Source organism: Ralstonia sp. VS2407 (assembly GCF_052950655.1).
This window is the reverse complement of record NZ_JBRFVG010000013.1, coordinates 31,304-57,106: the sequence shown is the minus strand read 5'-3', so window position 1 is coordinate 57,106 and position 25,803 is coordinate 31,304. Positions and strand designations below refer to the sequence as shown.

Below are 25,803 nucleotides of genomic sequence, written 5' to 3'. Positions count from 1 at the left end.
CATGGCAACGGCCCGGAATGCAAAAAGGCCCGAGCACTTGCGTGCCCGGGCCTTGAATTCCTGGCGGAGAGAGGGGGATTCGAACCCCCGATAGGTTATTAACCTATACACGCTTTCCAGGCGTGCGACTTAAACCACTCATCCATCTCTCCGAAGCCCGCGATTGTAGCACACCGTGCCGGCTCGCCAAGTTCCCTCACAAACAAAAGGCCCGGTCTCCCGACAAGGCCTTTTGCATCCCACCGCCGACACATCTGGCGCGGCCGGCATCCCCTCGCGTAACTCAATGCAGCGTGGCTGGCGTCTCGTTCGTCAGCAGCGTCTGCGTGACCTGATCGCGAATCGACTGCGCTTTGAGCAGCAGGCGCAGGGCAATATCGGCACCGCGGGCGTTGGCCACGTGCTCGATAAAGGCGTTACGTGCGCGTTCATTCAATGTGGCGACATGAGCGGCTTCTGACCACACCCGCCACGCGGCGGGCTGACCAACAAACTGCTCGCGGCGGCGGAGCAGGTCCGAGTCGATGGCAGCGGCAATTTCGACGTCTTGAACGGTGCGATTCATGATGGGCCCCTTGCTGTCTGTGCTGTTGTTGCGCTCTTCGTGTGGCGCCCTGTGCCGGGCGCGCAGCCTGAATACGCAACGTCCATGCCAACACCGATGAGCCGGTCCACACGCACTTTTTGCATGCACGCGTTGTCGTTTTGATCTGTTTGAAACGCCCTGTGGACGGGGCTTGGCGGGCAGCATCCCTCCGTTGGTGGGGTGCGAATTTCTCATCTGAAAACGGCGGCATCAGGCCCCGCGTTACGCGGAACGTTACGTAACGCCGGTAGCGTTCCGAGACCCAACGGACGTGCCACATCGCCGTACAGCGCCATCTGCGGGTATCGCGCCGTGGGCATGCTTGGTGCTTTATCCGTGCGCCCAAGCCCGCTGGCGCGCGGTCGGTCGTGTCACCCACCCCTCTTCTGCGCCGGCCTCTTCGCTTGCTCCGCTTCCGAACCGGAAGCGATCGGCCGCGTGCCGCCACCCTCGGCACGCCGCCCTCCCCCCACACACAACAAAAGCATTCAAGAGGAGACACCCCATGCAAATGGGTAACCCACACGTGCGGCGCGGCCGCATGCTGATGTCGGCGCTGCTGTGCGCGGCGCTGTCACTGTCGGGCTGCGGCGGCGGTGACGGCTCGACCGTCGCCAACAGCATCGCCGCAGATTCAAACACCACGCAGCCGGTGCAGCCAGCCGCAGCCAACTGGACCACGCTGGGTACGCGTGCCACACCGGCGCAACCGGGAACATCCATCAAGAGCAACGCGGGCGCGAAGTGGGTCGACTACAACCCGCCCATGCTTTACGCGGGCGTCGCGCGCCAAGCCACGCAGTACATCACCATGCCCGACGGAACGAAGCTCGCGGCCTATGTCACCTTGCCGGCCGACGCATCGGGCAACGCCGCCGCCGGCCCGTTCCCCACGGTGCTGGTGCAAACCTCGTACAACGGTGGCAACGCGCAATACGAAGCCTCGATTGGCGCTGCGCTCGGCGCGGCCGATCCGTACATCGTCCAGCACGGCTACGCGACGGTGGTGGTGGACGTACGCGGCACAGGCCAGTCGCAAGGTACATGGGACGCCTTTGGCGCCGATGAGCAAAGCGACTACGGCCGCGTGGTCGACTGGGTGACCCAGCAGTCGTGGAGCAACGGCGCCATCGGCCTTTACGGCGTGTCGTACCTCGGCATCACGACGGTCATCACGGCGGCGCAGAACCATCCCGCGGTCAAGGCGGCCTTCCCTATCGTGCCGATCGGTGATGGCTACCGCGACATCGTCTTCACGGGTGGGCAGACAAACCTGACCTTTATCCCGGCGTGGTTCGGTTTGGTATCAGTGCTTAGCCTGACCGATCCGACGCTGGTGACAGACCCCACGATCGGTTTGCCGGCCGTGCTGCAGCACTTGGTGTCTGCGGTCACGACGTTCCAGTTGCCGACCATGCTGCAGGCGCTGCTCGGCACGACCGCCACCGCATATGACGGCGCATTCTGGGCGACGCGTTCGCCGCTGGAAAACGACGGCAAGATCAAGGTGCCGACCTTCGTGGTGGGCGGCCTGCACGATCTCTTCCAGCGCAGTGAACCACTCACGTACGAGAGCATCAAGACGCAGGCACCGGCCAAGCTGCTGATCGGCCCGTGGACACATCTGCAGGCCGCGTTGGGAAGCGGGTTGCCGGTCGATGGCGTGCCGCCGCTGAACCACATTCAGTTGCAATGGTTCGACCAGTACGTCAAAGGCATGAACGTGGGCGCCGATGCGCAGCCCAACGTCACGCAATACGTGAGCGGCCTCGGCCACTACGCCACCGCTACAGACTGGCCGCATCCGCAGGTGCAGGCGCAGCAGCTCTTCCTGCGCGGCGACAAGAGCCTGTCGGCCACCGCGCCTGCGGCAAACGAAGCGTCCAACACGGTCGCACAGCTGCCACTGAACGGCGCATGTTCGATCAGCCTGTCGCAATGGACGGCTGGATTGACGGGTTTCCTCCCGCTGCCATGCCAGACCGACGACACCATCGCCGAAGCCGCCGACGTGAAGTTCGAGACGCCACCCATGCCGGCGGATGTCTACCTCAACGGGCCGATTGAGGCCGATGTTTGGATCTCGACCACCGCTCTGGATGCCGGCGTCTCGGTCCGCATTGACGACGTGGACGCGGCGGGGAACGTCACGCCACTCACCGATGGGCTTCAGACAGCCTCGCTTCGCGCGGTGGACGCCAGCCGTTCCCGCACGATGAATGGTTTGATGATCCAGCCATGGCATCCGTTCACCCCAAGCTCCGTGCAGGCACTCATGCCGGGCCAGGCCGTCATGGTGCCGGTGGAGGTGTTCCCGACGAGTGCGCTCATCGCCAAGGGCCACAAGCTGCGGGTGGCCGTGGGCGCCAGCAACCTGCCGCAAGGCGTGCCGCCACTGCCCACGCTGCTCAACTCGCTCGTCGGCGTGCTGACGATCTACAGCGATGCGGCCCATCCCTCCAAGGTTGTGCTGCCCGTGGTGCCGGCCACGGCGCTGTAGCAAGCGCCCGTCCGCGGTGATCTGACGGCCCGCTTCGCGGGCCGTTTTCTTTGGATATCGGGCACCACCAAAATATGTAATCCGCCAATTGCATCCGTAAAACCGCGCATCGCGAATACTGTAGTGAAAATATCAACATCTGAATATAAATAACGCAAATAGAGTAGGAAAACGTTGGCGCCATCCAGCCTGCATAATCCGTCTCACGATTCGAAAAAATGGCGCCCAGGCCTTGCCAGACAAGGTTTCACCGGCAAAACAAAGGCCCACAATTTGCATTAAGTGAAAACGCTCAGAAAGAATGTTATTCAGGATTTTCTTTTCAATGCCGATAACCCGGTGAAGCTCCAAAAATCCGACGCATACAAATCGGTCATACCGTGACATAACCTGCACCTTTCTCAAGTACGCAGTCGTTGCACATAACAACGTGGTCGCCGACCGTCTTTCTTTCTAAGCCGCTCCGGTGCCCGACCACATCTCAACCCATTCAGCAAACCGGAGGACGCAGTGAACCTTTCTCAGATGACCATCAAAGCCAAGCTCACAACCGGCTTTGGCGTGCTGGCAGCCATTGTTGTCGTGGTATCGGGCATGTCGCTGCGGGCGCTGTCCGAATCGACGGAAGGGTTCTCGAACTACGTGCACGGCATCAGCGCCCGCGCAGATGTGGCAAACGACGTGCGCACGGCGGTGGATCGCCGCGCCATCGCCGCACGCAACCTGGTTCTCGTGGTCACGCAAAAAGACCTGGATCTGGAGAAGGCCGACGTCTTTCAGGCGCACGACGATGTGAAGAACAAGCTCAAGCAGCTCAACGACATGATTGCGGGCGCCAAGGACACCAACGACCGCGCCCGTAAGCTGGTGGAAGACATCAACCGCGTGGAAGCACAGTACGGCCCGGTGGCGACCGACATCGTCGGGCTGGCACTGGCGGGCAAACGCGACGAAGCCATCCAGAAGATGGACAACGAGTGCCGCCCGCTGCTGGCCGCCCTCATCAAGACCACCGACGCGTATGCCACGTACACGCACGAGCGCCAGGAGCAGCTCGTGCAGGCGTATGAGGCGCAGTACGTCATGCAGCGCAATCTGCTGGCCGGCCTGTCGATCGGCGCGGTGCTGCTGGCGGTGATCGCCGGGATCATCATCACGCGCTCGATCACGCAGCCAATCCGCACCGCTGTGGATGTCGCGCGGACGGTGGCACGCGGCGACCTGAGCAGCCGCATCGAGGTACAAGGCAAGGATGAGACAAGCTACCTGCTCTCTGCCCTGCGCGACATGAACGGCCGCCTGACCGAGATCGTCGACAAGGTTCGCGACAGCAGCACCAGCGTGGCCGGCGCAGCCAAACAGATCGCGGCGGGCAATGCCGACCTGAGCCAACGCACGGAAGCACAGGCATCGTCGCTGCAGGAAACGGCAGCCAGCATGGAAGAGCTGACGTCCACCGTGAAGCAGAACGCCGACAACGCCCAGCACGCCACCGCGCTCGCCTCCACTGCGTCTGAAGTGGCGCTCAAGGGCAGCACGGTCGTCAGCCAGGTCGTATCGACCATGCAGGACATCAGCGACCGTTCGAGCAAGATTGCCGACATCACCGGCATCATCGAAGGCATTGCGTTCCAGACCAACATCCTCGCGCTGAATGCCGCCGTGGAAGCCGCACGCGCAGGCGAGCAGGGCCGCGGCTTTGCGGTGGTCGCCAGCGAGGTGCGCAGCCTGGCGCAACGCTCGTCAACGGCGGCCAAGGAGATCAAGGAACTGATCGCCTCGTCGGTGGAGCGCATTCACGATGGCTCCACGCTGGCGGGCCAAGCTGGTGAGACCATGACGGAGGTCACGCAGGCCGTGGCCCGCGTCACGCACATCATGGAAGAAATTGCCGCCGCCTCGGTCGAGCAGAAGCGCGGCATTGAACAGGTCAACCAGGCGATCTCGCAAATGGATGAAGTCACGCAGCGCAATGCGGCGCTGGTGGAAGAAGCCGCAGCCGCATCACAATCGCTGCAGGACCAGGGACAAGAGCTGAACGCTGCGATGTCCTTCTTCCGCGTCGATCCGCACGCTGCACACGCCTGAGCCAGGCACTGTCACCGTAGTAGTTGTCATCTCCAAGCTGTCATTGCGCCCGCCGCCGAAAGGCTGCGGGCGTTTTCTCTTGGTGTCCTGTGTCTTTCGTTAGGCCGTCGTTCGTGACTTCCGCTGCATTGGCGGGCTTGCATGCACGACGCAAAGTGAACTTGCTCCGCTCGACATTCACGGCGGAGCAAGCCGGGGCCGCGCACGGCCCACCTTGCCGACGAAGGCCACCATGCAAGCGAAGACCCCAGACTCGCGGCGCAGTCTGTCCAGCGCCGTCATGCCGCGCATGTCACCCAAGCAATGCCATGACGAGAGGCCGGCATGATCCCGCTTGCCTTCACACGGCGGCTGCTGTCGCGCACGGCGCCGCAGCCGCAACCGAACCCGGCTCTCGCTGAACAGTTGCGTGAAGAGTGCGCGGCCATGGCCCGCTATGCCCTGCATCACGGCTTGCCGGTTGCGCCGGAACTCATCGCCCAGCTGGGCGCGCTCATCGACCGGCAGATGCCGCCGCAGGCCACACCGCACCATGCACTGGCGGCCATCCACCGCAAGCTTGCTGCGGCCATCGCACCGGCCACGCCGCAGGCGGTCACACTGCTCGACGCGCAGCATCGCAGCGATCATCCGTTCGCGTGGCTCGGCCCTGTGCCGCTGATCCGGCTGCTGACCGGCGCTGCAATCGTCTTCCTGATCGCAGTGATTGCCACCGGCATGTCGCCCGACGTGTCGAGCGCAAACATCGACCGGGGCTTCCTGGATTCGGACGGCGCGCCCCTGCTGTGGAACACGCTGTTCCTGCTGTTCTGCGCGGGGCTGGGCGCGTCGTTTGCCACGCTGTTTCAGGCGCATCGCTATGTGGCCGCTTCTACGTACGATCCGAAGTACGACGCCTCCTACGGCGCGCGGTTGATCCTCGGCGTGATAGCCGGGCTGATCCTGGTCGAGATGCTGCCAGCGCAATTGTTCGACCACGGCAGCATGCACAACTTCGGCAAACCGGCACTGGCGATGCTGGGTGGTTTCTCTGCCACCGCTGTGCACCGGCTGCTGCAGCGGCTGGTGGATGCGCTCGAAACACTCGTACGCGGTGACCGCTCGGCAGATGCCGACGCAGCCATGCAGACCTACCGCGCGCGTGCCGCCGGCGAGCGCACGCAATGGCAGAGCGAACTCGCCGCCAACCTGATCGATCTGCAGCAGTCGTTCGACAGCAATGCCTCTCCCGAGGCGATGCGCCAACGCCTGGCCGACTTCACGCGCGCCATGCTGGCCGCCACCGATGCACCCGCCTCTGCGCCTCCCTCTGCCTCCAACCGGCCATCCAAGGAGTGACCTCATGCTGTTCCTCTACAACATCCCCGCATGGGCGATGGGCGCTGTCATCGTCTTTGCCACGCTGTTCGTGGCATTGGGCGGCTACGCGCTGTTCCGCCGCGCGTTTCCCGTCACGCTCGACGCCGAACAGCGCAACATGACCATCGCCATGATGACCGCCGTCACCACCATCAACTCGTTGCTGGTCGCCTTCTCGGCCATCTCGGTATGGGGTGCGTATCAGGCCGCCGCCGATATCGTGGCCGCCGAAGCCGCATGCGCGACGGAACTCGCACGCGACCTGTCGGCGTTCTCACACCCGAGCGCCACGACCGCACGGAACGAACTGATCACGTATCTGGGCCACGTCGTCCACGACGAATGGCCGAGCATGCAGCAGCAAGCGCGCCCAGATGCCGGCACGGAGGCTGCGTTCAACAGCATGTTTGCCACGGCCAACCGCATCACACCCCGCGACGACCGCGAGCGGGTGCTGCTGATTGAAGTGCTCGCCCGCGTCAACGAGATGGTGAAGTACCGGGAGAAACGTCTGCAGAACCTGGAAGCCGCCATGCCCGGCACGCTCTGGGGCGTGATGCTGATCGCCAGCGGCCTGTCGTTGTTGCTGCTCTATGCGCTGCCGGCCACGCGCTTTCATATGGCGCTGGTGGCGGTGTGGGCGACCACGCTGGGCCTGGCGTTCTTCTTTGTGCTGGCCGTGGACCGGCCCTTTGCAGGCGAAGTCAGCGTCAGTGCGGCGCCGCTGGAGCGGGCCATCCAAACGTTATCGAACGACAGACCGCAGACGCACCCCTCACCCGCCTGAGCCCGCGCCGCCTCGCCGCGCTGCCTCACTCGCGTTGTGGGCTGGCGGGAGAGGTCAGCCCTGGGGTCGGAGTCCCCACATTCCGGCCCCGCCCTTTGCCGGCTCGTCGGGAGCCGGTTTTTTTACTGCGGATCGCGAATGTAGCCAACAAGTTTGTCGACCACCGGCCGGTTCGGCCTGGTGAGCAGGCTCACGACAATCGCCGCGACAAAACCCGCTGGCACGCCGAACGCACCCGATGCAATCGGGTCGACGCCAAACCACGGCTGGCCAAGCACACCCGTCATGCGCGTGAAGAACGGGTAGTTAGCGATGATGTAGTACACACTCACAGCCAGCCCCGTCAGCATGCCCGCGATGGCACCGGCACGATTGGTGCGCTTCCAGAACACGCCCAGCACCAATACCGGAAAGAAGCACGAGGCCGCCAATGAGAAAGCCGCCCCAACCAGGAAGAGGATGTTGCCCGGCTTCAACGACGTCACATACGCGGCCAGCAACGCTACGCCCAGCAGCACCACCTTGGCGCTCGTCACGCGCCGCTGGTGGCTGGCCGTGTTGTCGATCATGTGGAAGTACACGTCGTGCGATAAGGCGTTGGCGATGGTCAGCAAAAGACCATCGGCAGTCGACAGCGCGGCCGCCAACGCACCCGCCGCAATCAACCCGGACAACACGTACGGCAGCCCCGCAATCTCGGGCGCGGCCAGCACGACCATGTCCGGCTGCATCATCACCTCTGCCCACTGCACGATGCCGTCGCCGTTGATGTCATGCAGCGCAAACACGGCCGGATCGACCTTGCGCCACGGCACGATCCACTGCGGCAGGTCGGCAAACGGCGCCCCGACCAGATGCTGCAGCAGATCGAGCTTGACGAGCGCCGCCAGCGCCGGTGCCGAGACATACAGCAGCGCCACGAAAACCAGGGTCCAACTCACGGAATTGCGTGTCTCGCGCACCGACGGCGTGGTGTGAAAGCGCGTGAGGATGTGCGGCAGACTGGCCGTGCCCACCATCAGGCAGAACACCAGCAGCACGAAGTTCAGCCGCTCGGTGCCGCGCTCGTTCTCCGACGCCGACGGAAATGGCTCGATGGATGGCGGCGCCATGCGGCTGCGCGCCAGCGCGTCTTCGCGCTGCTGGTTCCACAGGATCGACGCGGCGGTCGCATCCGGCGGAAATTCTTCGCGCTGGCGCTCCAGCGCCTTGATCTCGCGCAGCGGCGCATTGCGTTCACGTGCAAGCTTGAGCTGCGTGTTCAGTGTTTCCCGCGCCTGCTCGAACGACTGCGGTAGCTGCGAGATGCGCTCCTGCAGCGCCTGCGCCTCGCTCAGAAACTGGTCGCGCACGTGCTGCTCTGCAGGGTCGTGCGCGATGCGCTGTTCCTCTTTCTCGATCTGCAGCAGCAGGCGGCCCGTCGACAACTGCGGCACCGGATCGTGATACCGATGCCAGCCGATGATCGACACCACGCCCAGGAACGACACGATCATGATGATGTACTGCGCCACCTGTGTCCACGTCACCGCACGCATGCCACCCAGGAACGAACACACCAGAATGCCCGCCAGCCCGAAGAACACGCCCACCGAAAACTCGACGCCGATAAAACGCGTGACCACCAACCCCACACCCTGGATCTGCGCGACGAGATAGACGAACGAACACAGCGTCGCGCCCAGCACCGCGATGCCGCGCACGACAGAGCTGCCGCCGCGCTCGCCGTTGCCATAGCGGTTGGCCAGGAAATCCGGCACCGTGTAGCCACCGAACTTGCGCAGGTACGGCGCGAGAAGGAAAGCGACGAGGCAGTAGCCGCCCGTCCATCCCATCACATAAGCGAGGCCCTCATAGCCCGAGGCGAACACGATGCCGGCCAGGCCGATGAACGAGGCGGCGCTCATCCAGTCGGCCGCAGTCGCCATGCCGTTGAAGAACGCCGGCACGCGGCGCCCCGCCACGTAATACTCGGTCAGATCGGCCGTGCGGCAGATCAGCCCGATACACGCATAAATGGCGATGGTGACGAACAGGAACACATAGCCGAGCCACACGCCTGGCCCGCGCACGCGTTCAATCGCGCCCATCATCACGATGAACAGCAGCAGCCCTACGGTATAGAGCCCGTAATAGAGAAACAGCCGCTTGCGGAAGCGGCTGTCTTGTTGGGAGTCGGCGGCCAAGGTTGGCGACCAGCGCTGGCGGTTAGCGCGTTTCCTTCAGTTGATCGAGGATGGCCGGGTTCTCAAGCGTGGACGTATCCTGCGTGATGTCCTCGCCCTTGGCCAGCGAACGCAACAGGCGACGCATGATCTTGCCCGAGCGCGTCTTGGGCAGGTTGTCGCCAAAGCGGATGTCCTTCGGCTTGGCGATCGGCCCGATCTCCTTGCCGACCCAGTTGCGCAGCTCGTTGGCGATCTGCTTGGCTTCGTCGCCATCGGGGCGCGAGCGCTTGAGCACCACGAAGGCGCAGATGGCTTCGCCCGTCATGTCGTCGGGGCGGCCCACCACGGCGGCTTCGGCCACGATCGGATTGGCCACCAGCGCCGATTCGATCTCCATCGTGCCCATGCGGTGGCCCGAGACGTTCAGCACGTCGTCAATGCGGCCCATGATGGTGAAGTAGCCGGTGTCCTTGTCGCGGATGGAGCCATCGCCCGCCAGATACAGCTTGCCGCCCAGCTCTTCCGGGAAGTAGCTCTTCTTGAAGCGTTCCGGGTCGCCCCAGATGTTGCGGATCATCGACGGCCACGGACGCTTGACGACCAGGATGCCGCCCTGCCCGTTCGGCACGTCGTGCCCGGTTTCGTCAACAACGGCGGCCATGATGCCCGGCAGCGGCAGCGTGCACGAACCCGGCACCAGCGGCGTGGCGCCCGGCAGCGGCGTCATCATGTGGCCGCCCGTTTCGGTCTGCCAGAACGTATCGACGATCGGGCAACGGCCGCCGCCAATGTTCGTGTGGTACCACATCCAGGCTTCCGGATTAATCGGCTCGCCCACGGTGCCCAGCAGGCGCAGGCTGGAGAGATCGTACTGCTTCGGGTGGACCTTCTCGTCTGCTTCGGCGGCCTTGATCAGCGAGCGGATGGCGGTCGGCGCGGTGTAGAACGTGTTGACCTTGTGACGCTGGATCATGTCCCAGAAGCGGCCGGCGTTCGGATACGTCGGCACACCCTCGAACACGACCTGCGTGGCGCCGGCAGCGAGCGGGCCGTACGCAATATAGCTGTGGCCCGTCACCCAGCCGATGTCGGCGGTGCACCAGAAGATGTCGTCCGGTTTCAGGTCGAACGTCCACTGCATGGTGAGCAGGGCCCACAGCAGGTAGCCGCCCGTGCTGTGCTGCACGCCCTTCGGCTTGCCCGTCGAACCCGAGGTGTAGAGGATGAACAGCGGGTGTTCCGCGCCCACCGGCGTGACTTCGCAGGTGTCGGGCTGGCCGGCTTCGACCTCGTCCATCGCGCGGTCGCGGCCTTCCACCCAGTTCACATTGCCGTTGGTGCGGCGATAGACGATCACGTGCTTGACGGCGTCGGTGCCTTCCATGGCGAGCGCCTCATCGGCGATGGCCTTGAGCGGCAGCGCCTTGCCGCCGCGCATCTGTTCGTCGGCCGTAATGAGCGCCACGGCGCCCACGTCGACGATGCGTTCCTGCAGCGATTTGGCCGAGAACCCGCCAAACACCACCGAGTGCGTCGCACCGATGCGCGCGCACGCCTGCATGGCCACAATGCCTTCGATCGACATCGGCATGTAGATCACCACACGGTCGCCCTTCTTGATGCCCAGGGCCTTCAGGCCATTGGCGAAGCGGCAAACGCGTGCATGCAATTCGCGATACGTGACGCGCGATACCTTGCCATCGTCAGTCTCGAAAATGATGGCGACCTTGTCGGCGTTGCCGTTTTCAAGGTTGCGTTCGAGGCAGTTGTACGAGGCGTTGAGTTCGCCGTCTTCAAACCACTTGTAGAACGGTGCGTTGGACTCGTCCAGCACCTTGCTGAAAGGCTTGTGCCAAAGCAGGTGCTCGTGTGCGAGGCGCGCCCAGAAACCCTCGTAATCTTTCTCGGCTTCGGCACACAGCGCACGGTACGCATCCATGCCGGCGATGTTTGCCTGTTTAACAAAGGATTCGGGCGGGTTGAACACGCGCGTTTCCTGCAGGACAGATTCAATGCCAGCCATGGTGTCTCCTGATAGCGATGTCTGTTGTCGTTTTGCGGCGAATCTAAGGGGCTGACCTGACTCCAGCCTTACGCATTTCTGCACCGCAAGCCGACGTGAAGGGCACTACTATAATGCGTCACTTCACATTACGGCACGCATCGCAACGCAACATGGCCGGCTACAGAGCCGCGCCCCGTGCCGGTTTCCACTGATTCCTCATCGTGCCCATCCACGCCCTTTTCCTGATTGCTGCCATGGCATTGGTCGGCAGCAACGTCGGTTTCGGCAAGTCGATCGTCGCCGTCATGCCGGTGATGCTGTTTGCATTGCTGCGCTTTCTGATTGCCATCGTCTGCATGGCGCCCTGGTACAAGCCGTCGCGCATGCGCCGCGTGACGCGTGGCGAGTGGACCAACCTGTTCCTCCAGGCATTCTTCGGCACGTTCGGCTTCACGCTGCTCATGCTCAACGGCGTGCGGCTGACCTCTGCGCTGGCTGCGGGCATTATCACGAGCACGATTCCGGCCACGGTGGCGCTGCTGTCGTGGCTCGTGCTGCGCGAGAAGCCGTCGGGGCGCACGCTGGTGTCGGTGGCGCTCGCGGTGGCGGGCGTCGCCATTCTCAACGCCTATCGCGGGGGTGAATCTTCAGGCGCTGCGCCCGCCGATGCGGCGCAAGCGCTGCTGGGCAATGCGCTCGTGATGGGTGCGGTGCTCTGCGAATCGATCTACGTCATCCTGTCGCGGCGGCTGACTCAAACATTGCCCGCCATCGAGATCTGCGCATACACGCACCTGATCGGCGGCCTGCTGATGCTGCCGCTGGGGCTGATGCCGCTGCTCACCTTCAATGTGTCCAGCGTGCCGCTGCCCATCTGGGGCCTGGTGCTTTGGTATGCACTATCGGCCAGCATTTTCTCGTTCTGGCTGTGGATGAAGGGCATTCGGCATGTGCCCGCCCACCTTGCAGGCGTGTTCACCTCGGTGCTGCCGATTGCGGCCGCAACGTACGGCATCGTGGCGCTGGGCGAAACGCCGGGCTGGCCCCACGGCATCGCGCTGGCATGCGTGGTGGCGGGCATTCTGGTAGCGAGCTGGCCAGCGCGCCCGCGCCCGGGGATGCAGCGGGGCCGACAGCGGGGCCGTGTGAGCGATCCGCTCGACCCGCTGGACCCGTCGTTGGATCGCGAATGAGGCGCGCCGCAAGCGTTTTCCTGTAAGCAAAATTCTCATCGCGGAACGCTACAATCACGCGGTTTTTCCTCCACCCGCTCCGTTCCGCCCATGAAATCGCCCATCGCCCCGCTGCGCCCGATTCCGCGCCTGATCTTCTTTTCCCGCTGGCTGCAACTGCCGCTTTACCTGGGGCTGATCATCGCCCAGGCAGCGTATGTGTATCTGTTCATTGTCGAGGTCTGGCACCTGGTGTCACACCTGGGTGACCTGGACGAAACCAAGATCATGCTGGCCGTCCTGGGCCTGATCGACGTGGTGATGATCTCCAACCTGCTGATCATGGTGATCATCGGCGGGTACGACATCTTCGTATCCAAGCTCGGCATCGAGGGCCATGAAGATGAGCCTGAGTGGCTGGACCACGTCAACGCGGGCGTGCTGAAGGTGAAGCTGTCGATGGCGCTGATCAGCATCTCGTCGATCCACCTGCTCAAGACGTTCATCGATGCGGCCCAGAAGGACACGCACACGATCCTGTGGCAGGTGCTCATCCACGTGGCATTCCTGGTGTCTGCGCTGGTGATGGCGTGGGTGGACCGCATCGTTTCGCACGCGCATCCGCACGGCGAGGCTGCCGACGCACATTGACGCTGCGCCCTTGTTGGCGCGGCGATTCCGACGAACGCGATCGGACAATCCGCGCCCGACATTGGGTGTATGATCTCAGGCTGTTCTGAGCCTGCGGCGCCCGCCGTCCAGGCCACAGGCGGGGAGTGAAGGTCACCGACCGCTGCCCTGCCGCACCGGCTTTTCATTCCTATACGTTGGTCCCCCACCATGACCGTCATTCGTCAAGAAGACCTCATCCAGAGCGTCGCCGACGCCCTGCAGTACATCAGCTACTACCACCCGATGGACTACATCACTGCTCTGGGCCGCGCCTATGAGCAGGAGCAGAGCCCGGCCGCCAAGGATGCCATCGCGCAGATCCTGACCAACAGCCGCATGTGCGCTGAAGGCAAGCGCCCGATCTGCCAGGACACCGGCATCGTCACCGTGTTCCTGAAGGTCGGCATGAACGTGCGCTGGGACGGCGCCACGATGAGCCTCGAAGACATGGTCAACGAAGGCGTGCGCCGCGCGTACAACGACGTCGACAACAAGTTGCGCGCGAGCGTGCTGGCCGATCCGGCCGGCAAGCGCACCAACACGAAGGACAACACCCCGGCCGTGATCAACATGTCGATCGTGCCGGGCGACACGGTGGACGTGATCGTCGCGGCCAAGGGCGGCGGCTCGGAAGCCAAGTCGAAGTTCGTGATGCTGAATCCGTCCGACTCCATCGTCGACTGGGTGCTCAAGACCGTGCCGACGATGGGCGCCGGCTGGTGCCCACCGGGCATGCTGGGCATCGGCATTGGCGGCACGGCCGAAAAGGCCATGCTGCTGGCCAAGGAAGCCCTGATGGAGCCGATCGACATTCAAGACCTGATCGCCCGCGGCCCGAGCAACCGTGCAGAAGAACTGCGCATCGAGCTGTACGAAAAGGTCAACGCGCTGGGCATTGGCGCGCAAGGCCTGGGCGGCCTGGCCACCGTGCTCGACGTGAAGATCCTGGACTACCCGACCCACGCGGCCAACCTGCCCGTGGCGATGATCCCGAACTGCGCCGCCACGCGCCACGCACACTTCACGCTGGACGGCAGCGGCGTTGCCAAGCTGGAAGCGCCGGACCTGTCGCAATGGCCGAAGGTCGAGTGGGCACCGAACACCGAGACCTCCAAGCGCGTCGACCTGAACACGCTCACGCCGGAAGAAGTTGCCTCGTGGAAGCCGGGCCAGACGCTGCTGCTCAACGGCAAGATGCTGACCGGCCGTGACGCCGCACACAAGCGCATCGCCGACATGCTCGCCAAGGGCGAGAAGCTGCCAATCGACTTCACCAACCGCGTGATCTACTACGTCGGCCCGGTCGATCCGGTGCGCGATGAGGTTGTCGGCCCGGCAGGCCCGACCACGGCCACGCGCATGGACAAGTTCACCGAGACGATGCTCGCCCAGACGGGCCTGATCGCCATGGTGGGCAAGGCCGAGCGTGGCCCGGTCGCCATCGAATCCATCAAGAAGCACAAGTCGGCTTACCTGATGGCCGTGGGCGGTGCCGCGTACCTGGTGTCGAAGGCCATCCGTGGTTCCAAGGTGCTGGCATTCGAAGACCTGGGCATGGAAGCCATCTACGAGTTCGACGTGAAGGACATGCCCGTGACCGTCGCCGTCGATAGCTCGGGCACGTCGGTCCACAAGACCGGCCCGGCGGAATGGCAGGCGAAGATCGGCAAGATTCCGGTCGCAGCAGGCTGATCCGTTCACTCATATTCAATATGACGACACGCGCGCAGGCACCGGTCGGGGTCTTTGATTCCGGCCTCGGAGGGCTCTCTGTCCTGCGCGCGATTCGCGCCGAACTGCCGGCCGAATCGCTTCTCTACCTGGCGGATTCCCGCCATGCCCCGTACGGGGAAAAATCTCCCGAATACATTGCCGATCGCACGCTGCGCGTGTGCGAATGGCTGGTCGACCAGGGCTGCAAGGCGTTGGTGATCGCGTGCAACACCGCCACGGCGCAAGCCGTGCACGTGCTACGCGAAAAACTCGCGGTGCCGGTGATTGGCGTCGAGCCGGGCTTGAAGCCAGCGGTTGCCACATCGAAGAGCCGTGTGGTCGGCGTGCTCGCGACCGAAAGCACGCTGCGCAGCGAGAAATTTGCACGCCTGCTGGCGGCTGCCTCGGGCGATTGCAAAGTGCTGAGCCAACCCGGCTACGGGCTCGTCCCCCTGATCGAACGTGGCGATACCCACTCGCCTGCGGTGCTGGAGCTGCTGCGGGCGTATCTGCAACCGATGCTGGACGCAAACGCCGACACGTTGGTGCTCGGCTGCACGCACTACCCGTTCCTGGAAGACGCCATCCGCGAGATCGCGGGCGATCGTCTGACGTTGATCGACACCGGCCACGCCGTCGCGCGCCATCTGGGCCGCACGCTCGCGGCGGCGGGATTGCAGGCAGCAGGCCCCGCCGCATCGCCCCGCTTCATGAGCACCGGCGACGTGCTTCCGCTGCAAGCCATGGTGGCTGCGTTGCTGGGAGAGGCACCGATGGCACAGCGTGTCGACATCGGCGATGCGCCCCTGAGCCCGGCCGTGGCACCGCTCGCTTCTCAACCGGAATAACGCCGCTCAGATACAACAACGCCGCCCTAAAAGGCGGCGCTGTCGTCTTGGCTTAAAGTCAGCCGACCTGCGGCTGCACTGCGGGTTCTGCGGTCTCTTCCACCGCCTCCTCTTCAGCCGGCTCATACTTCGCCACCACGGCCGTGGCCAGGCTGTTGCCGATCACGTTGGTGGCCGTGCGGCCCATGTCGAAGAACTGGTCGATGCCGATGATCAGCAGCAGACCGGCTTCGGGCAGATGGAACATCGGCAGCGTGGCTGCCACCACCACCAGCGAGGCACGCGCCACACCGGCCATGCCCTTGCTCGTGAGCATCAGGACCAGCAGCAGCGTCAGTTGCTGCGTGAAGCCCATCTCGATGTTGTAGGCCTGCGCGATGAACAGCACCGCAAACGCCTGGTACATCATCGAGCCATCGAGGTTGAACGAGTAACCCAGCGGCAGCACGAAGCTCGAAATGCGCTTGGGCACGCCAAATCGGTCAAGCGCCTCGATCGTCTTCGGGTAAGCGGATTCGCTGCTCGCCGTGGCGAACGCCAGCAGCGTCGGCTCACGAATCAGCCCCAGCAGACGGCCCAGCGAACGGCCCAGCAGCAGGTAGCCGACAAAGAACAGGATCGCCCACAGCAGCGCAAGGCCCAGGTAGAACTCGCCGATCAGCTTGCCGTAGGTCCACAGTACGCCCACGCCTTCCACCGTGATGGCAGCGGCCATGGCAGCAAACACGCCCAGTGGGGCGAAGCGCATCACGTAGTCGGTAATGCGGAACATCAGCTTGGTCAGCTCTTCCAGGCCACGGCCGATCACGCTGTCCATCGGGTTCTTCATCGTCGACAGCGCGGCGCCGAAGAACAGCGAGAACACCAGGATCTGCAGGATCTCGTTGGTGGCCATGGCCTCCACGATGCTGCGCGGGAACACGTGCGTGATGAAGGCCTTGAGGGTGAAGTCACCGGTCTTCAGGCCCGACGTGGCCGACACATCCGGCAGCGCGAGGTTCATGTGCACACCCGGCTGGAAGAAGTTGACCAGCAGCATGCCAAGCGCAAGCGACGTGGCCGACGCGCACACAAACCAGATCATCGCGCGCAGGCCCACGCGGCCCACCGAGCGGCCGCCGCTCATGCTCGCCAGGCCCGTCACCAGGGTCGAGAACACCAGCGGTGCAATGATCATCTTGATCATGCGCAGGAAGATGTCGGTGATGATGCTGAAGTACGAAGCGATGTCCTTGGCCGCCGCAGCGTCCTTGGCATATTCGTGGCAACCCCAGCCGACGGCAATGCCCAGCAGCATTGCCAGCCCGATATGGGAGGTCAGACGTTTGGTGTTCAAGACTTTCTCCAAGGAATATCGTGGCCGGAGGGACGGCGCGCGACAGACGCGGATCTCATGAGGCCAAGGGCTGGCCCAACTTCGTCACGCTTTGTAAAAAGCGACGATATTAGAGAAGCGCATGGCGATCGTTATGTCGATGTTGCATGGCACCATGCAATTTCTGCATACATTGATATGGCGCCGTTGACACCTTGCTGCGATGCCGCACTGGCAGTGGAACTAGCCCCCTCAGAAGCGGATTATTGAGCCGCACGCAATGCCGTCACGGCGTACCAACAAGCGCCGCTTCAAGCACATGAAATGCGACGCGTGGACCACGTAAGCCGCTGATACCATCATGGGCTTACGTCACCCACCCGGAGTCCCGCGATGAAAATGGCGCCCTTCGCCTTTGGCACGACCGACTGGTCCGCCGTTGAACCTACCGAGCACACCGGCGAGACCGGCATGGCGATCTGGCGCACCCGTTACTTCGGGGACGAGTCAAACCGCATCCGTGTACGCATGGTCGAGTACACCCCCGGCTACTTGGCTGACCATTGGTGCAAGAAGGGCCACATCCTGTTCTGCCTGGATGGCGAATTGGAAACCACGCTGGAAGACGGCCGCAAGTTCACCCTCACGCCGGGCATGAGCTATCAGGTGGGCGACGACGCTGAAGCCCATCAGTCCTACACCAAGAACGGCGCCAGGCTGTTCATCGTCGACTGACAGCGACACGACCATTCTGCGTCGCAAATGGCCCCGGTTGACCGGGGTCAAGCGATTTAAAAATCAAGGTCTTTAGGGCTCACCGACCACAATATGTAGTGCTAGTCTGACTCCATACCACTAGATGGAGTACCTCATGACGGGCACACAGGTCACCAGGCAAGTCACCAAGCGCGACGGTTCATTGGCCCCGTTTGACGCGCAAAAGATCCGCCAAGCCATCGCGGCAGCCGGACAGGCCACCGGCGAATTCGACACCGTCGAAGCGCAGCGCCTGACCACGGGCGTGCTCGAGCATCTCGCCTCGCTCCCCAGCCCCGGTATCGAAATCATCCAGAACTGCGTGGAAGAGGTGCTGGTCGACGCCGGCTATTGGCGCACCGCGCGTGCCTACATCGTCTACCGCGAGCAGCACGCCCGGCTGCGTTCGCTCAAGCACACGCTGGTCGATGTCGAGAGCACGATGGACGAATACCTTGAGCAGCGCGACTGGCGGGTCAATGCCAACGCCAATCAGGGGTACAGCCTGGGCGGCCTGATCCTGAACGTGGCGGGCAAGGTCACGGCCAACTACTGGCTTTCGCATGTCTACAGCCCAGAGGCGGGCGCAGCGCATCGCGAGGGCGACCTCCACATCCACGATCTCGACATGCTGTCGGGCTACTGCGCAGGGTGGTCGTTACGGCAGTTGCTGACGGAGGGATTCAACGGCGTGCCGGGCAAGGTGGAGGCGACGCCGCCGCGGCATATGTCCGCAGCGATCGGGCAGATCGTCAACTTTCTCGGCACGCTGCAGAACGAATGGGCCGGCGCGCAGGCGTTCAGTTCGTTCGATACGTACATGGCGCCGTTCATCCGCCGCGACGCGATGTCGTATGCGGCGGTCAAGCAGTCCATGCAGGAGCTGATCTACAACCTGAACGTGCCCAGCCGCTGGGGCACGCAGACGCCGTTCACCAACCTCACGTTCGACTGGACGTGCCCGGCGGACCTGCGCGAGCAGGTTCCGTACATCGGCGGCGAAGAGATGCCCTTCACCTACGGCGACCTCCAGCCCGAGATGGACATGATCAACCGCGCGTACATCGAGGTCATGATGGCCGGCGATGCAAAGGACCGCGCGTTCACTTTTCCGATTCCGACCTACAACATCACGCCAGACTTCGACTGGGAGCACCCCAACACCACGCTGCTGTTCGAGATGACGGCACGCTACGGGCTGCCCTACTTCCAGAACTTCCTGAATTCCGATCTGGAGCCGCACATGGTGCGCTCGATGTGCTGCCGCTTGCAGCTTGACCTGCGCGAGCTGCTCAAGCGCGGCAACGGATTGTTTGGGTCGGCCGAGCAGACCGGCTCCATCGGGGTGGTGACGGTGAACTGCGCGCGATTGGGACACCTCTACGCGGGCGATGAGGCGGCGCTGCTGGCGCGGCTCGATATGCTGCTCGCACTCGGCCGCGACGTGCTGGAAGTCAAACGCAAGTTCGTCCAGCGGTTGATCGACCAGGGGCTGTATCCGTACACGCGGCGCTACCTGGGCACGCTGCGCAACCACTTCAGCACGCTCGGCGTGAACGGCATCAACGAGATGGTGCGCAACTTCACGCACGATGCCGACGACATCACTACGCCATTCGGCCACGCCATGGCGGTGCGCCTGCTCGACCACGTGCGTCAGCGCATGACGGAATTCCAGGAGGCGACGGGGCATCTGTACAACCTCGAGGCCACGCCCGCAGAGGGCACGACTTACCGCTTCGCCCGTGAAGACCGCAAGCGCTGGCCAAACATACTGCAGGCCGGCACGACCGCCCAGCCGTACTACACCAACTCCAGCCAGTTGCCCGTCGGCTACACCGACGACCCGTTCGAAGCACTGGCGCGCCAGGAAGCGCTGCAAAGCAAGTACACGGGCGGCACGGTGCTGCACCTCTACATGAACGAAGCGATCTCCTCGCCGCAGGCGTGCAAGGAACTCGTGCGCCGCGCGCTGGCGAACTTCCGCCTGCCGTACATCACCATCACCCCGACGTTTTCAATCTGCCCGAAACACGGCTACCTGTCCGGCCATCACGCGTTCTGTCCGAAATGCGATGCAGAACTGCTGGCTCAGCAGCCTCATGGCAAGTGCGGCTGCACAACGGCGGACACCCCAGGTTCTTCCACCCACCTCCATCACGAAGGAGCCTCCGTATGACTACCGCTGCACACACCGCCAACCACACCGCTGTACTCGACGACAGCCAGCGCACACGATGCGAAGTCTGGACCCGCGTGATGGGCTATCACCGGCCCGTCAGCTCGTTCAACATCGGCAAGCAAGGGGAATTCTGTGAACGCCGCTTCTTTGTTGAAGACCGCGCCCGCTGAGCCACCGCACTGCCCGCCGCCGGCCATCGGCGGCCTGGCGCCGTTCTCCAGCGTCGACTGGCCCGGGCAGCTTGCGGCGGTGGTATTCGTGGCCGGCTGCCCGTGGCGCTGTCATTACTGCCACAACCCGCACCTGCAAACGCGGGCGCGCACGCTGGATTGGGACGATGTCTTCGCGTTTCTACAGCGTCGCGCGGGCCTGCTTGATGCGGTTGTCTTCTCCGGCGGTGAACCGCTGAGCGAACCGCATCTGCCGCAACTGATGCGCGACGTGCGCGCGCTCGGCTACAAGATTGGCCTGCACACCGGCGGTATTTATCCGGCGCGCCTTGCCGACGTACTGCCGCTGGTGGACTGGGTCGGGCTCGACATCAAGACGAGCGCACCGCGCTACGACGCGCTCACAGGCCGCCGCGGGAGTGCTGCGCCGGTCGAAGCATGCCTGGATCTTCTGCTGCAGAACGGCAGCGGATTTGAGTGCCGCACCACGTGGCACCCCGATTGGCTGCCAGAACCCGAACTTCTTGCGCTGGCGCAAAACCTCAGCCGGCGCGGCGTGAAACACTACGCACTACAAGCCTACCGAAGTGCCCCCGGAACCCCGGCCATCACGCTGCCCAGCGAGGGCACCCAGCGCGCATTGGCCGCCTGTTTTTCTTCTTTCTGTTGCCGGTGACACCATGCACGACCCCCTCGATGTGGGCGCTCTGCTCAAGCACAGCCCGCTGTTCCTGGATTTTGACGATGATGACATGGCCGTGCTTACGCGTGACAGCCACGCAGTGCGCGTGTCGCGACACGACTTCGCGTTTCACCGTGGCGATCGAGCCGATGGCTTCTACGTCGTGGTGGTCGGTGCGATCAAGCTTGTGTTGCCGGGTGCGCACGGCCAATGCAAGGTCATCGAATTCTTTGGCCCGGGCGCGTGTTTTGGCGAGCCCTTCATGTTCCTGAACCGCCCTTACGCGGCAGATGCGCAAGCCATGGAAGACAGCCTGCTGGTCTGGATCGACAAGCGCGCCATCGACGATGCACTGCACGTGCATCCGCGCCTCGCGCGACAAATGCTGGCAGGGCTGTCCGCGCGACTGCACACGTTGATGTGCGACATCGAAACCGTGAACCTGCAAAGCGCCAATGAACGGTTGATCGGGTATTTGCTCTCGCTGCCGCGCAAGTTTGACCGCACGCGGTTTCCATGCAGCAAGAGCCTGGTCGCGTCCAAGCTGGGGCTGGCGCCGGCCACGCTTTCCCGCACGCTGCGTCAGTTGATTCGCGACGGACTGATCCGCGTGGAAGGCCGCGAGGTTGTCATCCCGAACACCACGGCGTTGCAGCGCCAGCTCATCGCGGGATAAAAGCAGGCAATCGACGCAGATCAATCGCCTGCGGTATCAAGGCGATGCTGGAGCGTGTTGACTGCGTCATCGACCAGCGCAGCGGCGGCACTCAATTCGTCGTCACTGCAATCTGCGTGATAGCGCTTCTTGGCGCCGCACTGGTTGAGCACGAGGTGAATATCCGGCGCCACGCCCGCCGTCGCCAGGCAGGCCTTGACGCACGCCAGTGCGCAACCGTCGAGCGCGAGAATGGGCCGCCCGCTGCGTGCTGTCTTGACGAGCGCGCGCACCCCGCCGCCGACACCGCTGATGCAGGACATCTCTGCCCTGCCTGCACGGTCCAGATCGACGGCCAAACGATTTGCCGCCTGCGCCACGCTTGAACAACCCGAGCATGCATAGACGAGCGGCAATGCACGTGATGACATGGCGCCCCTCGCTATCGCGATTGCCAGCGTGCAAGCCACGCCGGGCGTGCAGCCGCATCGAGCCAGTTCTTGACGATCAGCCCAAGCTCCGTGTCGCCTGCAATCTTGAGGCGGCGCTGGAAAAACAGCGTATCTGCGTCGGCAGTGCCCCGAATGAGCGCAACGAAATCGGCCACACCGGCACGCAACTCCAGCTCTGGTTCGGGGCTTGAAGCGGAAAGCGTGTGGAACGCTCCACCGCGGCAGCAAAAGCAGGCGCGCAGGCCGAGGTCCTCCACGGTGATGGCAAAGCGCCGCCCTTCCAGTTCCGGGGGCGGCGTGAGCCACGACAGGCGCCGGGCCAGATCGAGGCCCAGCACAAAAGGGAACGACGTGAGCGGCACCGGCAGGCTGCGCGCCATGCGGACGAACATTTCGGGGGGGCGTAAGCGTGTCATTGCGGCGCCTCCAACCATTCAATGCCGGACTGCCCGTGCCAATAACCATTGCAGCGCCCAATGCCCTCCGGAGGCTGCACTTCCCGCGCAGGCAGACCAAGGCGCAGGGCATCCAGTGCCGCCAGGGCGTCCAGCGTGCCTTGCGATTGTGGGCTGACACGCAGCACCTTCACGCCCAGTGCAGACAGCGCGGGCGCCTGATCGAGAATGTCGAGGCATTGCCCCGATTGCGTCTGGATACCGTTGATGGCGAGAAACTCCTGCCCTTCGCGCGTGCGCACCGCCAGGCCATCGGGATGCTCGATGCAGCGGAAGCCGCAGTCGTCCTTGTTGAGGCGAAAGTGCCGCGCCGTAAAGCAGCGTGCAGAAAATGCCAATGGCAAGCGTCCCCACACCATCGCTTCGATCGCCAACTCGGCAGGCTTCTCGCGCATCAGCTCGGCCAGTGTGGCCTGGCTCATCTCCAGCGGCATGACCGCACGCACCGCACCCAGCCCAGCCAGCCACGCCAGCGTCGCGCCGTGATATGCGTTGCAATGCGGCCCCGCAACGAATGGCCGACCGTTCAGCAACCGCACAGCGCCAAGCTCGCCGGCTTCGACCATCCAGTCGTCCTGCTGACATTGCTTGCGCAACGCCTGCGCCTCGGCACTGGTTTCGATGAGCGTGCGCGTCGACAGCACCACCGATTTGCCCGCCTCGCGCAGCATGGCCGCGATATCGAGCCAGTCGTCCGCCCGCAATTCGTGGCGACGGCTGCAGACCGTCTCGCCCACGTAGACGATGTCGACAGGGCTGGCGGCGACCTCCGTGTAAAAGTCGAATGTCTGTAGCCGCGGCCAGTAATACAGCAGTGGGCCAAGCGAAATTTCGTAAGACATGATGTGCCTTCTATTTCCAGGGCCGATCAAACGCGCCTTGCGTGACATGCGCGCCTTCTGCGTGGCGCACGAGTGCCGCCTGCCAGTCGGGCTTGACGGAGAAGCGCGCCGGGTCTGCCTGTGCCGCATCCAATGCGGCGCGCAATGTGGCCACCACCTGCGCAACGTACGCCGGACTGCGCTGGCGCCCCTCGATCTTGATTGCCGACACGCCCATGGCGATCAACCGGGGCAACAGGCTGAGCGCATTGAGGCTCGTGGGCTCTTCCAGCACGTGGTCGACTTCGCCGTCGACAAGAAAGCGCCCCTTGCACAGCGTCGGGTACCCAGCCGGTTCGCCCGGTGCGTATTGGTCGATCATGATGTTGTTCAGGCGTGCATCCAGGCTGCCGTCTCGCTCCACCCAGCGCACAGCATGCGCAGGCGAACACACGCCCTTGTTGTTGGGCGAATCGCCGGTGGCATACGACGACAACAGGCAGCGCCCTTCGGCCATCACGCACAGGCTGCCAAAGCCGAACACCTCGATCTGCACCGACGTCTGCTGGATCACGCGTTCAACTTCGGTCAAGGTCAGCACACGCGGCAACACAGCGCGGTGGATGCCGAACTGCTCGCGCATCAGCTCGATGGCGCCGGCATGCGTGGCCGAACCCTGCACCGACAGATGCAGCCGAAGATTCGGATAGCGGTCGCGCGCATAGGCCATCAACCCGGGGTCGGCCAGGATGACGGCATCGGCGCCCAGCATGTAGGCGGCATCGACGGCCATGCGCCACTCGATGGCACGGCCAGGCTGCGGAAACGTGTTGATGGCAAACAGCACCTGGCGCCCTTTCCGATGCGCAAATTCGACCCCGGCACGGATGTCGTTCTCGGTAAAGTTCAGGCCGGCGAAGTTGCGCGCGTTGGTCGCGTTCTTCAAGCCGAGGTAGACGGTATCGGCCCCGGCCTCCACCGCCGCCTTGAGTGCGGCCAGGCTGCCTGCGGGCGCCACCAGTTCAATGGGGGAAGCGTTCTGTGTCATGGCGGCCAGTCTGCGACTTGTCCGCCATTGTGGTTTTGCGTTCCGTCAACCGGGCGCAAACGCTCGCGAGACACGGCGAAACGTCAGCAGCGCCCGGCACAGCATCGCACCCAGCCACGCGTGCGACAGCGCGAACAGCACGCCGGCAATCACCGCCATCCGCTCAGGCTGCAACGGCACCAGCAATAACGCCAGCAATACGAGCAGCAGCAAGCGCGCGTGCCAATGCTGCTGCCGCTCGCCGATCAACGTTTGCATGGCCGGCAGCCGCACATGCCGCGGCACGCGTCTGCGCAAGTGCATCCAGATCATGAACGGGATGATCTTGCCGAGCATCGCGTTGACAGGCAGCACGCCCCCGCCCACCAACGCCAACACGCCCATCTCCCACGCGATGGGCCAGTCTGCCGGCAACCACGATGCGGTCAGACCCAACAAGGCAACCACCAGCCAAGCAACGGCAGCCGCCAGCCACAGCCGCCAGCCCGGATCGTGCCGACGACGCGCGCTGCACACGGCGCGCACGCCCGCCATCGCCAGCGCTGCCAGCGCGAGCCATCCCCATGTCTGCCAAAACACCGCACCGCCCGCCCCGCCGGACAGACTCCCAATGATCAGCGGCGCCCACAGCCACCACGGCATCAGCCGATGCCAAGACGCTGGTAGACGCGGTGTCTGCCAGAACATCGGCAGCACGGTCGAGGCCACGCCCGCAACCAACGTTGCCAGCCAGCCGCCGAGGCCCCACCCGGCATGCAAAGCCAGCAGCCCGGGGGATGGCGCGAACCATCCGCTGGCCAATGCCGTGGCGAGCGTTGCACCGCTCGCCAGCGTTGCCAGCAAGGCCCAGCCGATGCGGCGCAGTGTTCGCACCGTCGCGTGCGTGGCGCGCGTCTGCACCACGCGCATCCCCGCGACGGCGATCAACGCAGCGGGCACAGCCAGCAGCGGCGCTCCCAACCATGCAGCCAGCACGAACGCGCGATGGCTTGCGCCCAGGAAACCCGTTGCCAGCGCCGATGCCGTTGCCACGCACCACAAGGCCACCCAAGGTGACACCCGTCTAGCGCCACGGACTGGCACGCCGGCCACCACGGGCAACAATTGAAATAGCGCACCGAGCATCGCCGGCAAGAGCATGCCCACGGCCAAGGCGTGCACCAGCGCGAGCGACAGCGGAGCAAACCGGTCAGGCAAACCCGCAGATGGCCCCAGCGCCAGCAGAAGACCTGCCGCTGAGCCCATCCACGGCACCGGCAGCAGGCAGCCGAACACCACGCCGGCGGGCGGCATGCGTTCGTAGAACAGCGTGGGGGCGGTCGGCATCTGTCAGTCGGACATCTATCCAGCCGACCACGTTAGCGCAGAC

Annotated in this window: 22 protein-coding genes and 1 tRNA gene; 13 read left to right on the top strand and 10 right to left on the bottom strand. The window is 64.0% G+C overall.

The genetic code is table 11. The features are described from left to right. Positions 1–61: 61 nt before the first annotated feature. Together ACU8YE_RS19595 and ACU8YE_RS19590 are read right to left on the bottom strand one after the other, a co-directional pair. Positions 62–152, bottom strand: a tRNA-Ser gene (locus ACU8YE_RS19595). A 131-nt stretch (positions 153–283) separates the two neighbouring features. Then, a complete protein-coding gene (locus ACU8YE_RS19590) occupies positions 284–565 on the bottom strand; it encodes a DUF7696 family protein (RefSeq protein WP_232040369.1) in 282 nt (93 codons plus the stop codon). A 526-nt stretch (positions 566–1,091) separates the two neighbouring features. Here ACU8YE_RS19590 and ACU8YE_RS19585 point away from each other — a divergent pair. The 4 genes from ACU8YE_RS19585 (at position 1,092) to ACU8YE_RS19570 (ending at position 7,320) form a co-directional block, all read left to right on the top strand. Then, positions 1,092–3,086: a CocE/NonD family hydrolase gene (locus ACU8YE_RS19585; RefSeq protein ID WP_446929396.1), complete on the top strand. Its 1,995-nt coding sequence runs from the start codon at positions 1,092–1,094 to the stop codon at positions 3,084–3,086. A gap of 525 nt (positions 3,087–3,611) precedes the next feature. Continuing rightward, a complete protein-coding gene (locus tag ACU8YE_RS19580) occupies positions 3,612–5,174 on the top strand; it encodes a methyl-accepting chemotaxis protein (RefSeq protein WP_446929420.1) in 1,563 nt (520 codons plus the stop codon). Positions 5,175–5,498: 324 nt separating this feature from the next. Continuing rightward, entirely contained in the window at positions 5,499–6,512 is a 1,014-nt protein-coding gene (locus tag ACU8YE_RS19575; protein ID WP_446929395.1) for a hypothetical protein, read from the top strand. Between the two features lie 4 nt (positions 6,513–6,516). Continuing rightward, positions 6,517–7,320: a bestrophin-like domain gene (locus ACU8YE_RS19570; protein ID WP_446929394.1), complete on the top strand. Its 804-nt coding sequence runs from the start codon at positions 6,517–6,519 to the stop codon at positions 7,318–7,320. Between the two features lie 122 nt (positions 7,321–7,442). Here the strand turns inward: ACU8YE_RS19570 and ACU8YE_RS19565 are convergent, their stop codons facing one another. Further along, positions 7,443–9,506, bottom strand: coding sequence for a sodium:solute symporter family protein (locus tag ACU8YE_RS19565; RefSeq protein WP_322016867.1), 2,064 nt, complete (start codon positions 9,504–9,506; stop codon positions 7,443–7,445). 22 nt (positions 9,507–9,528) lie between these two features. Next, positions 9,529–11,511: an acetate--CoA ligase gene (gene acs, locus ACU8YE_RS19560; protein WP_232040374.1), complete on the bottom strand. Its 1,983-nt coding sequence runs from the start codon at positions 11,509–11,511 to the stop codon at positions 9,529–9,531. Positions 11,512–11,714: 203 nt separating this feature from the next. On the opposite strand from acs, the gene ACU8YE_RS19555 reads away from it, so the two are divergent. The 4 genes from ACU8YE_RS19555 to murI all read left to right on the top strand — a co-directional run bounded on the left by ACU8YE_RS19555 (position 11,715) and on the right by murI (position 15,898). Beyond that, on the top strand, positions 11,715–12,686 hold the full coding sequence (locus ACU8YE_RS19555; RefSeq protein ID WP_316880236.1) for a DMT family transporter: 972 nt from the start codon (positions 11,715–11,717) through the stop codon (positions 12,684–12,686). A gap of 90 nt (positions 12,687–12,776) precedes the next feature. Beyond that, positions 12,777–13,316 (top strand): TIGR00645 family protein, encoded by a 540-nt coding sequence (locus ACU8YE_RS19550; protein ID WP_232040375.1) that lies wholly within the window; start codon positions 12,777–12,779, stop codon positions 13,314–13,316. Between the two features lie 189 nt (positions 13,317–13,505). Next, entirely contained in the window at positions 13,506–15,029 is a 1,524-nt protein-coding gene (locus ACU8YE_RS19545) for a fumarate hydratase (protein ID WP_004634356.1), read from the top strand. Positions 15,030–15,049: 20 nt separating this feature from the next. Beyond that, a complete protein-coding gene (murI, locus tag ACU8YE_RS19540; RefSeq protein WP_316871378.1) occupies positions 15,050–15,898 on the top strand; it encodes a glutamate racemase in 849 nt (282 codons plus the stop codon). Positions 15,899–15,956: 58 nt separating this feature from the next. Here the strand turns inward: murI and ACU8YE_RS19535 are convergent, their stop codons facing one another. Beyond that, positions 15,957–17,234, bottom strand: coding sequence for a cation:dicarboxylate symporter family transporter (locus ACU8YE_RS19535; protein WP_440838094.1), 1,278 nt, complete (start codon positions 17,232–17,234; stop codon positions 15,957–15,959). A gap of 372 nt (positions 17,235–17,606) precedes the next feature. Here ACU8YE_RS19535 and ACU8YE_RS19530 point away from each other — a divergent pair, with 372 nt between their 5' ends. The 5 genes from ACU8YE_RS19530 to ACU8YE_RS19510 all read left to right on the top strand — a co-directional run bounded on the left by ACU8YE_RS19530 (position 17,607) and on the right by ACU8YE_RS19510 (position 21,679). Next, positions 17,607–17,948, top strand: coding sequence for a DHCW motif cupin fold protein (locus ACU8YE_RS19530; RefSeq protein WP_232040378.1), 342 nt, complete (start codon positions 17,607–17,609; stop codon positions 17,946–17,948). A 136-nt stretch (positions 17,949–18,084) separates the two neighbouring features. Further along, a complete protein-coding gene (locus ACU8YE_RS19525) occupies positions 18,085–20,148 on the top strand; it encodes a ribonucleoside triphosphate reductase (RefSeq protein WP_446929393.1) in 2,064 nt (687 codons plus the stop codon). Next, complete coding sequence (nrdD, locus tag ACU8YE_RS19520; protein WP_260802279.1) at positions 20,145–20,321, top strand: anaerobic ribonucleoside-triphosphate reductase; 177 nt, start codon at positions 20,145–20,147, stop codon at positions 20,319–20,321. Before ACU8YE_RS19525 ends, nrdD begins: the two co-directional genes overlap by 4 nt. Next, positions 20,284–20,997 (top strand): anaerobic ribonucleoside-triphosphate reductase activating protein, encoded by a 714-nt coding sequence (locus ACU8YE_RS19515; RefSeq protein WP_446929392.1) that lies wholly within the window; start codon positions 20,284–20,286, stop codon positions 20,995–20,997. The genes nrdD and ACU8YE_RS19515 overlap by 38 nt, the downstream gene beginning before the upstream one ends. 4 nt (positions 20,998–21,001) lie before the next feature. Beyond that, on the top strand, positions 21,002–21,679 hold the full coding sequence (locus ACU8YE_RS19510) for a Crp/Fnr family transcriptional regulator (RefSeq protein ID WP_232040380.1): 678 nt from the start codon (positions 21,002–21,004) through the stop codon (positions 21,677–21,679). Positions 21,680–21,699: 20 nt separating this feature from the next. Here ACU8YE_RS19510 and ACU8YE_RS19505 read toward each other — a convergent pair whose 3' ends face one another. From ACU8YE_RS19505 to ACU8YE_RS19485, 5 genes are read right to left on the bottom strand one after another with little or no spacing between them, the layout of a single operon-like run. After that, entirely contained in the window at positions 21,700–22,089 is a 390-nt protein-coding gene (locus ACU8YE_RS19505; RefSeq protein WP_112184419.1) for a putative zinc-binding protein, read from the bottom strand. An 11-nt stretch (positions 22,090–22,100) separates the two neighbouring features. Continuing rightward, on the bottom strand, positions 22,101–22,526 hold the full coding sequence (gene ubiT, locus ACU8YE_RS19500) for a ubiquinone anaerobic biosynthesis accessory factor UbiT (protein ID WP_446929391.1): 426 nt from the start codon (positions 22,524–22,526) through the stop codon (positions 22,101–22,103). Next, complete coding sequence (locus tag ACU8YE_RS19495; protein ID WP_316871370.1) at positions 22,523–23,407, bottom strand: U32 family peptidase; 885 nt, start codon at positions 23,405–23,407, stop codon at positions 22,523–22,525. Before ACU8YE_RS19495 ends, ubiT begins: the two co-directional genes overlap by 4 nt. 10 nt (positions 23,408–23,417) lie before the next feature. After that, positions 23,418–24,434, bottom strand: coding sequence for a ubiquinone anaerobic biosynthesis protein UbiU (ubiU, locus tag ACU8YE_RS19490; RefSeq protein WP_253540058.1), 1,017 nt, complete (start codon positions 24,432–24,434; stop codon positions 23,418–23,420). A gap of 45 nt (positions 24,435–24,479) precedes the next feature. Beyond that, positions 24,480–25,760, bottom strand: a complete 1,281-nt coding sequence (locus ACU8YE_RS19485) for a hypothetical protein (protein WP_446929390.1) — start codon at positions 25,758–25,760, stop codon at positions 24,480–24,482. Between the last annotated feature and the right edge of the window lie 43 nt (positions 25,761–25,803).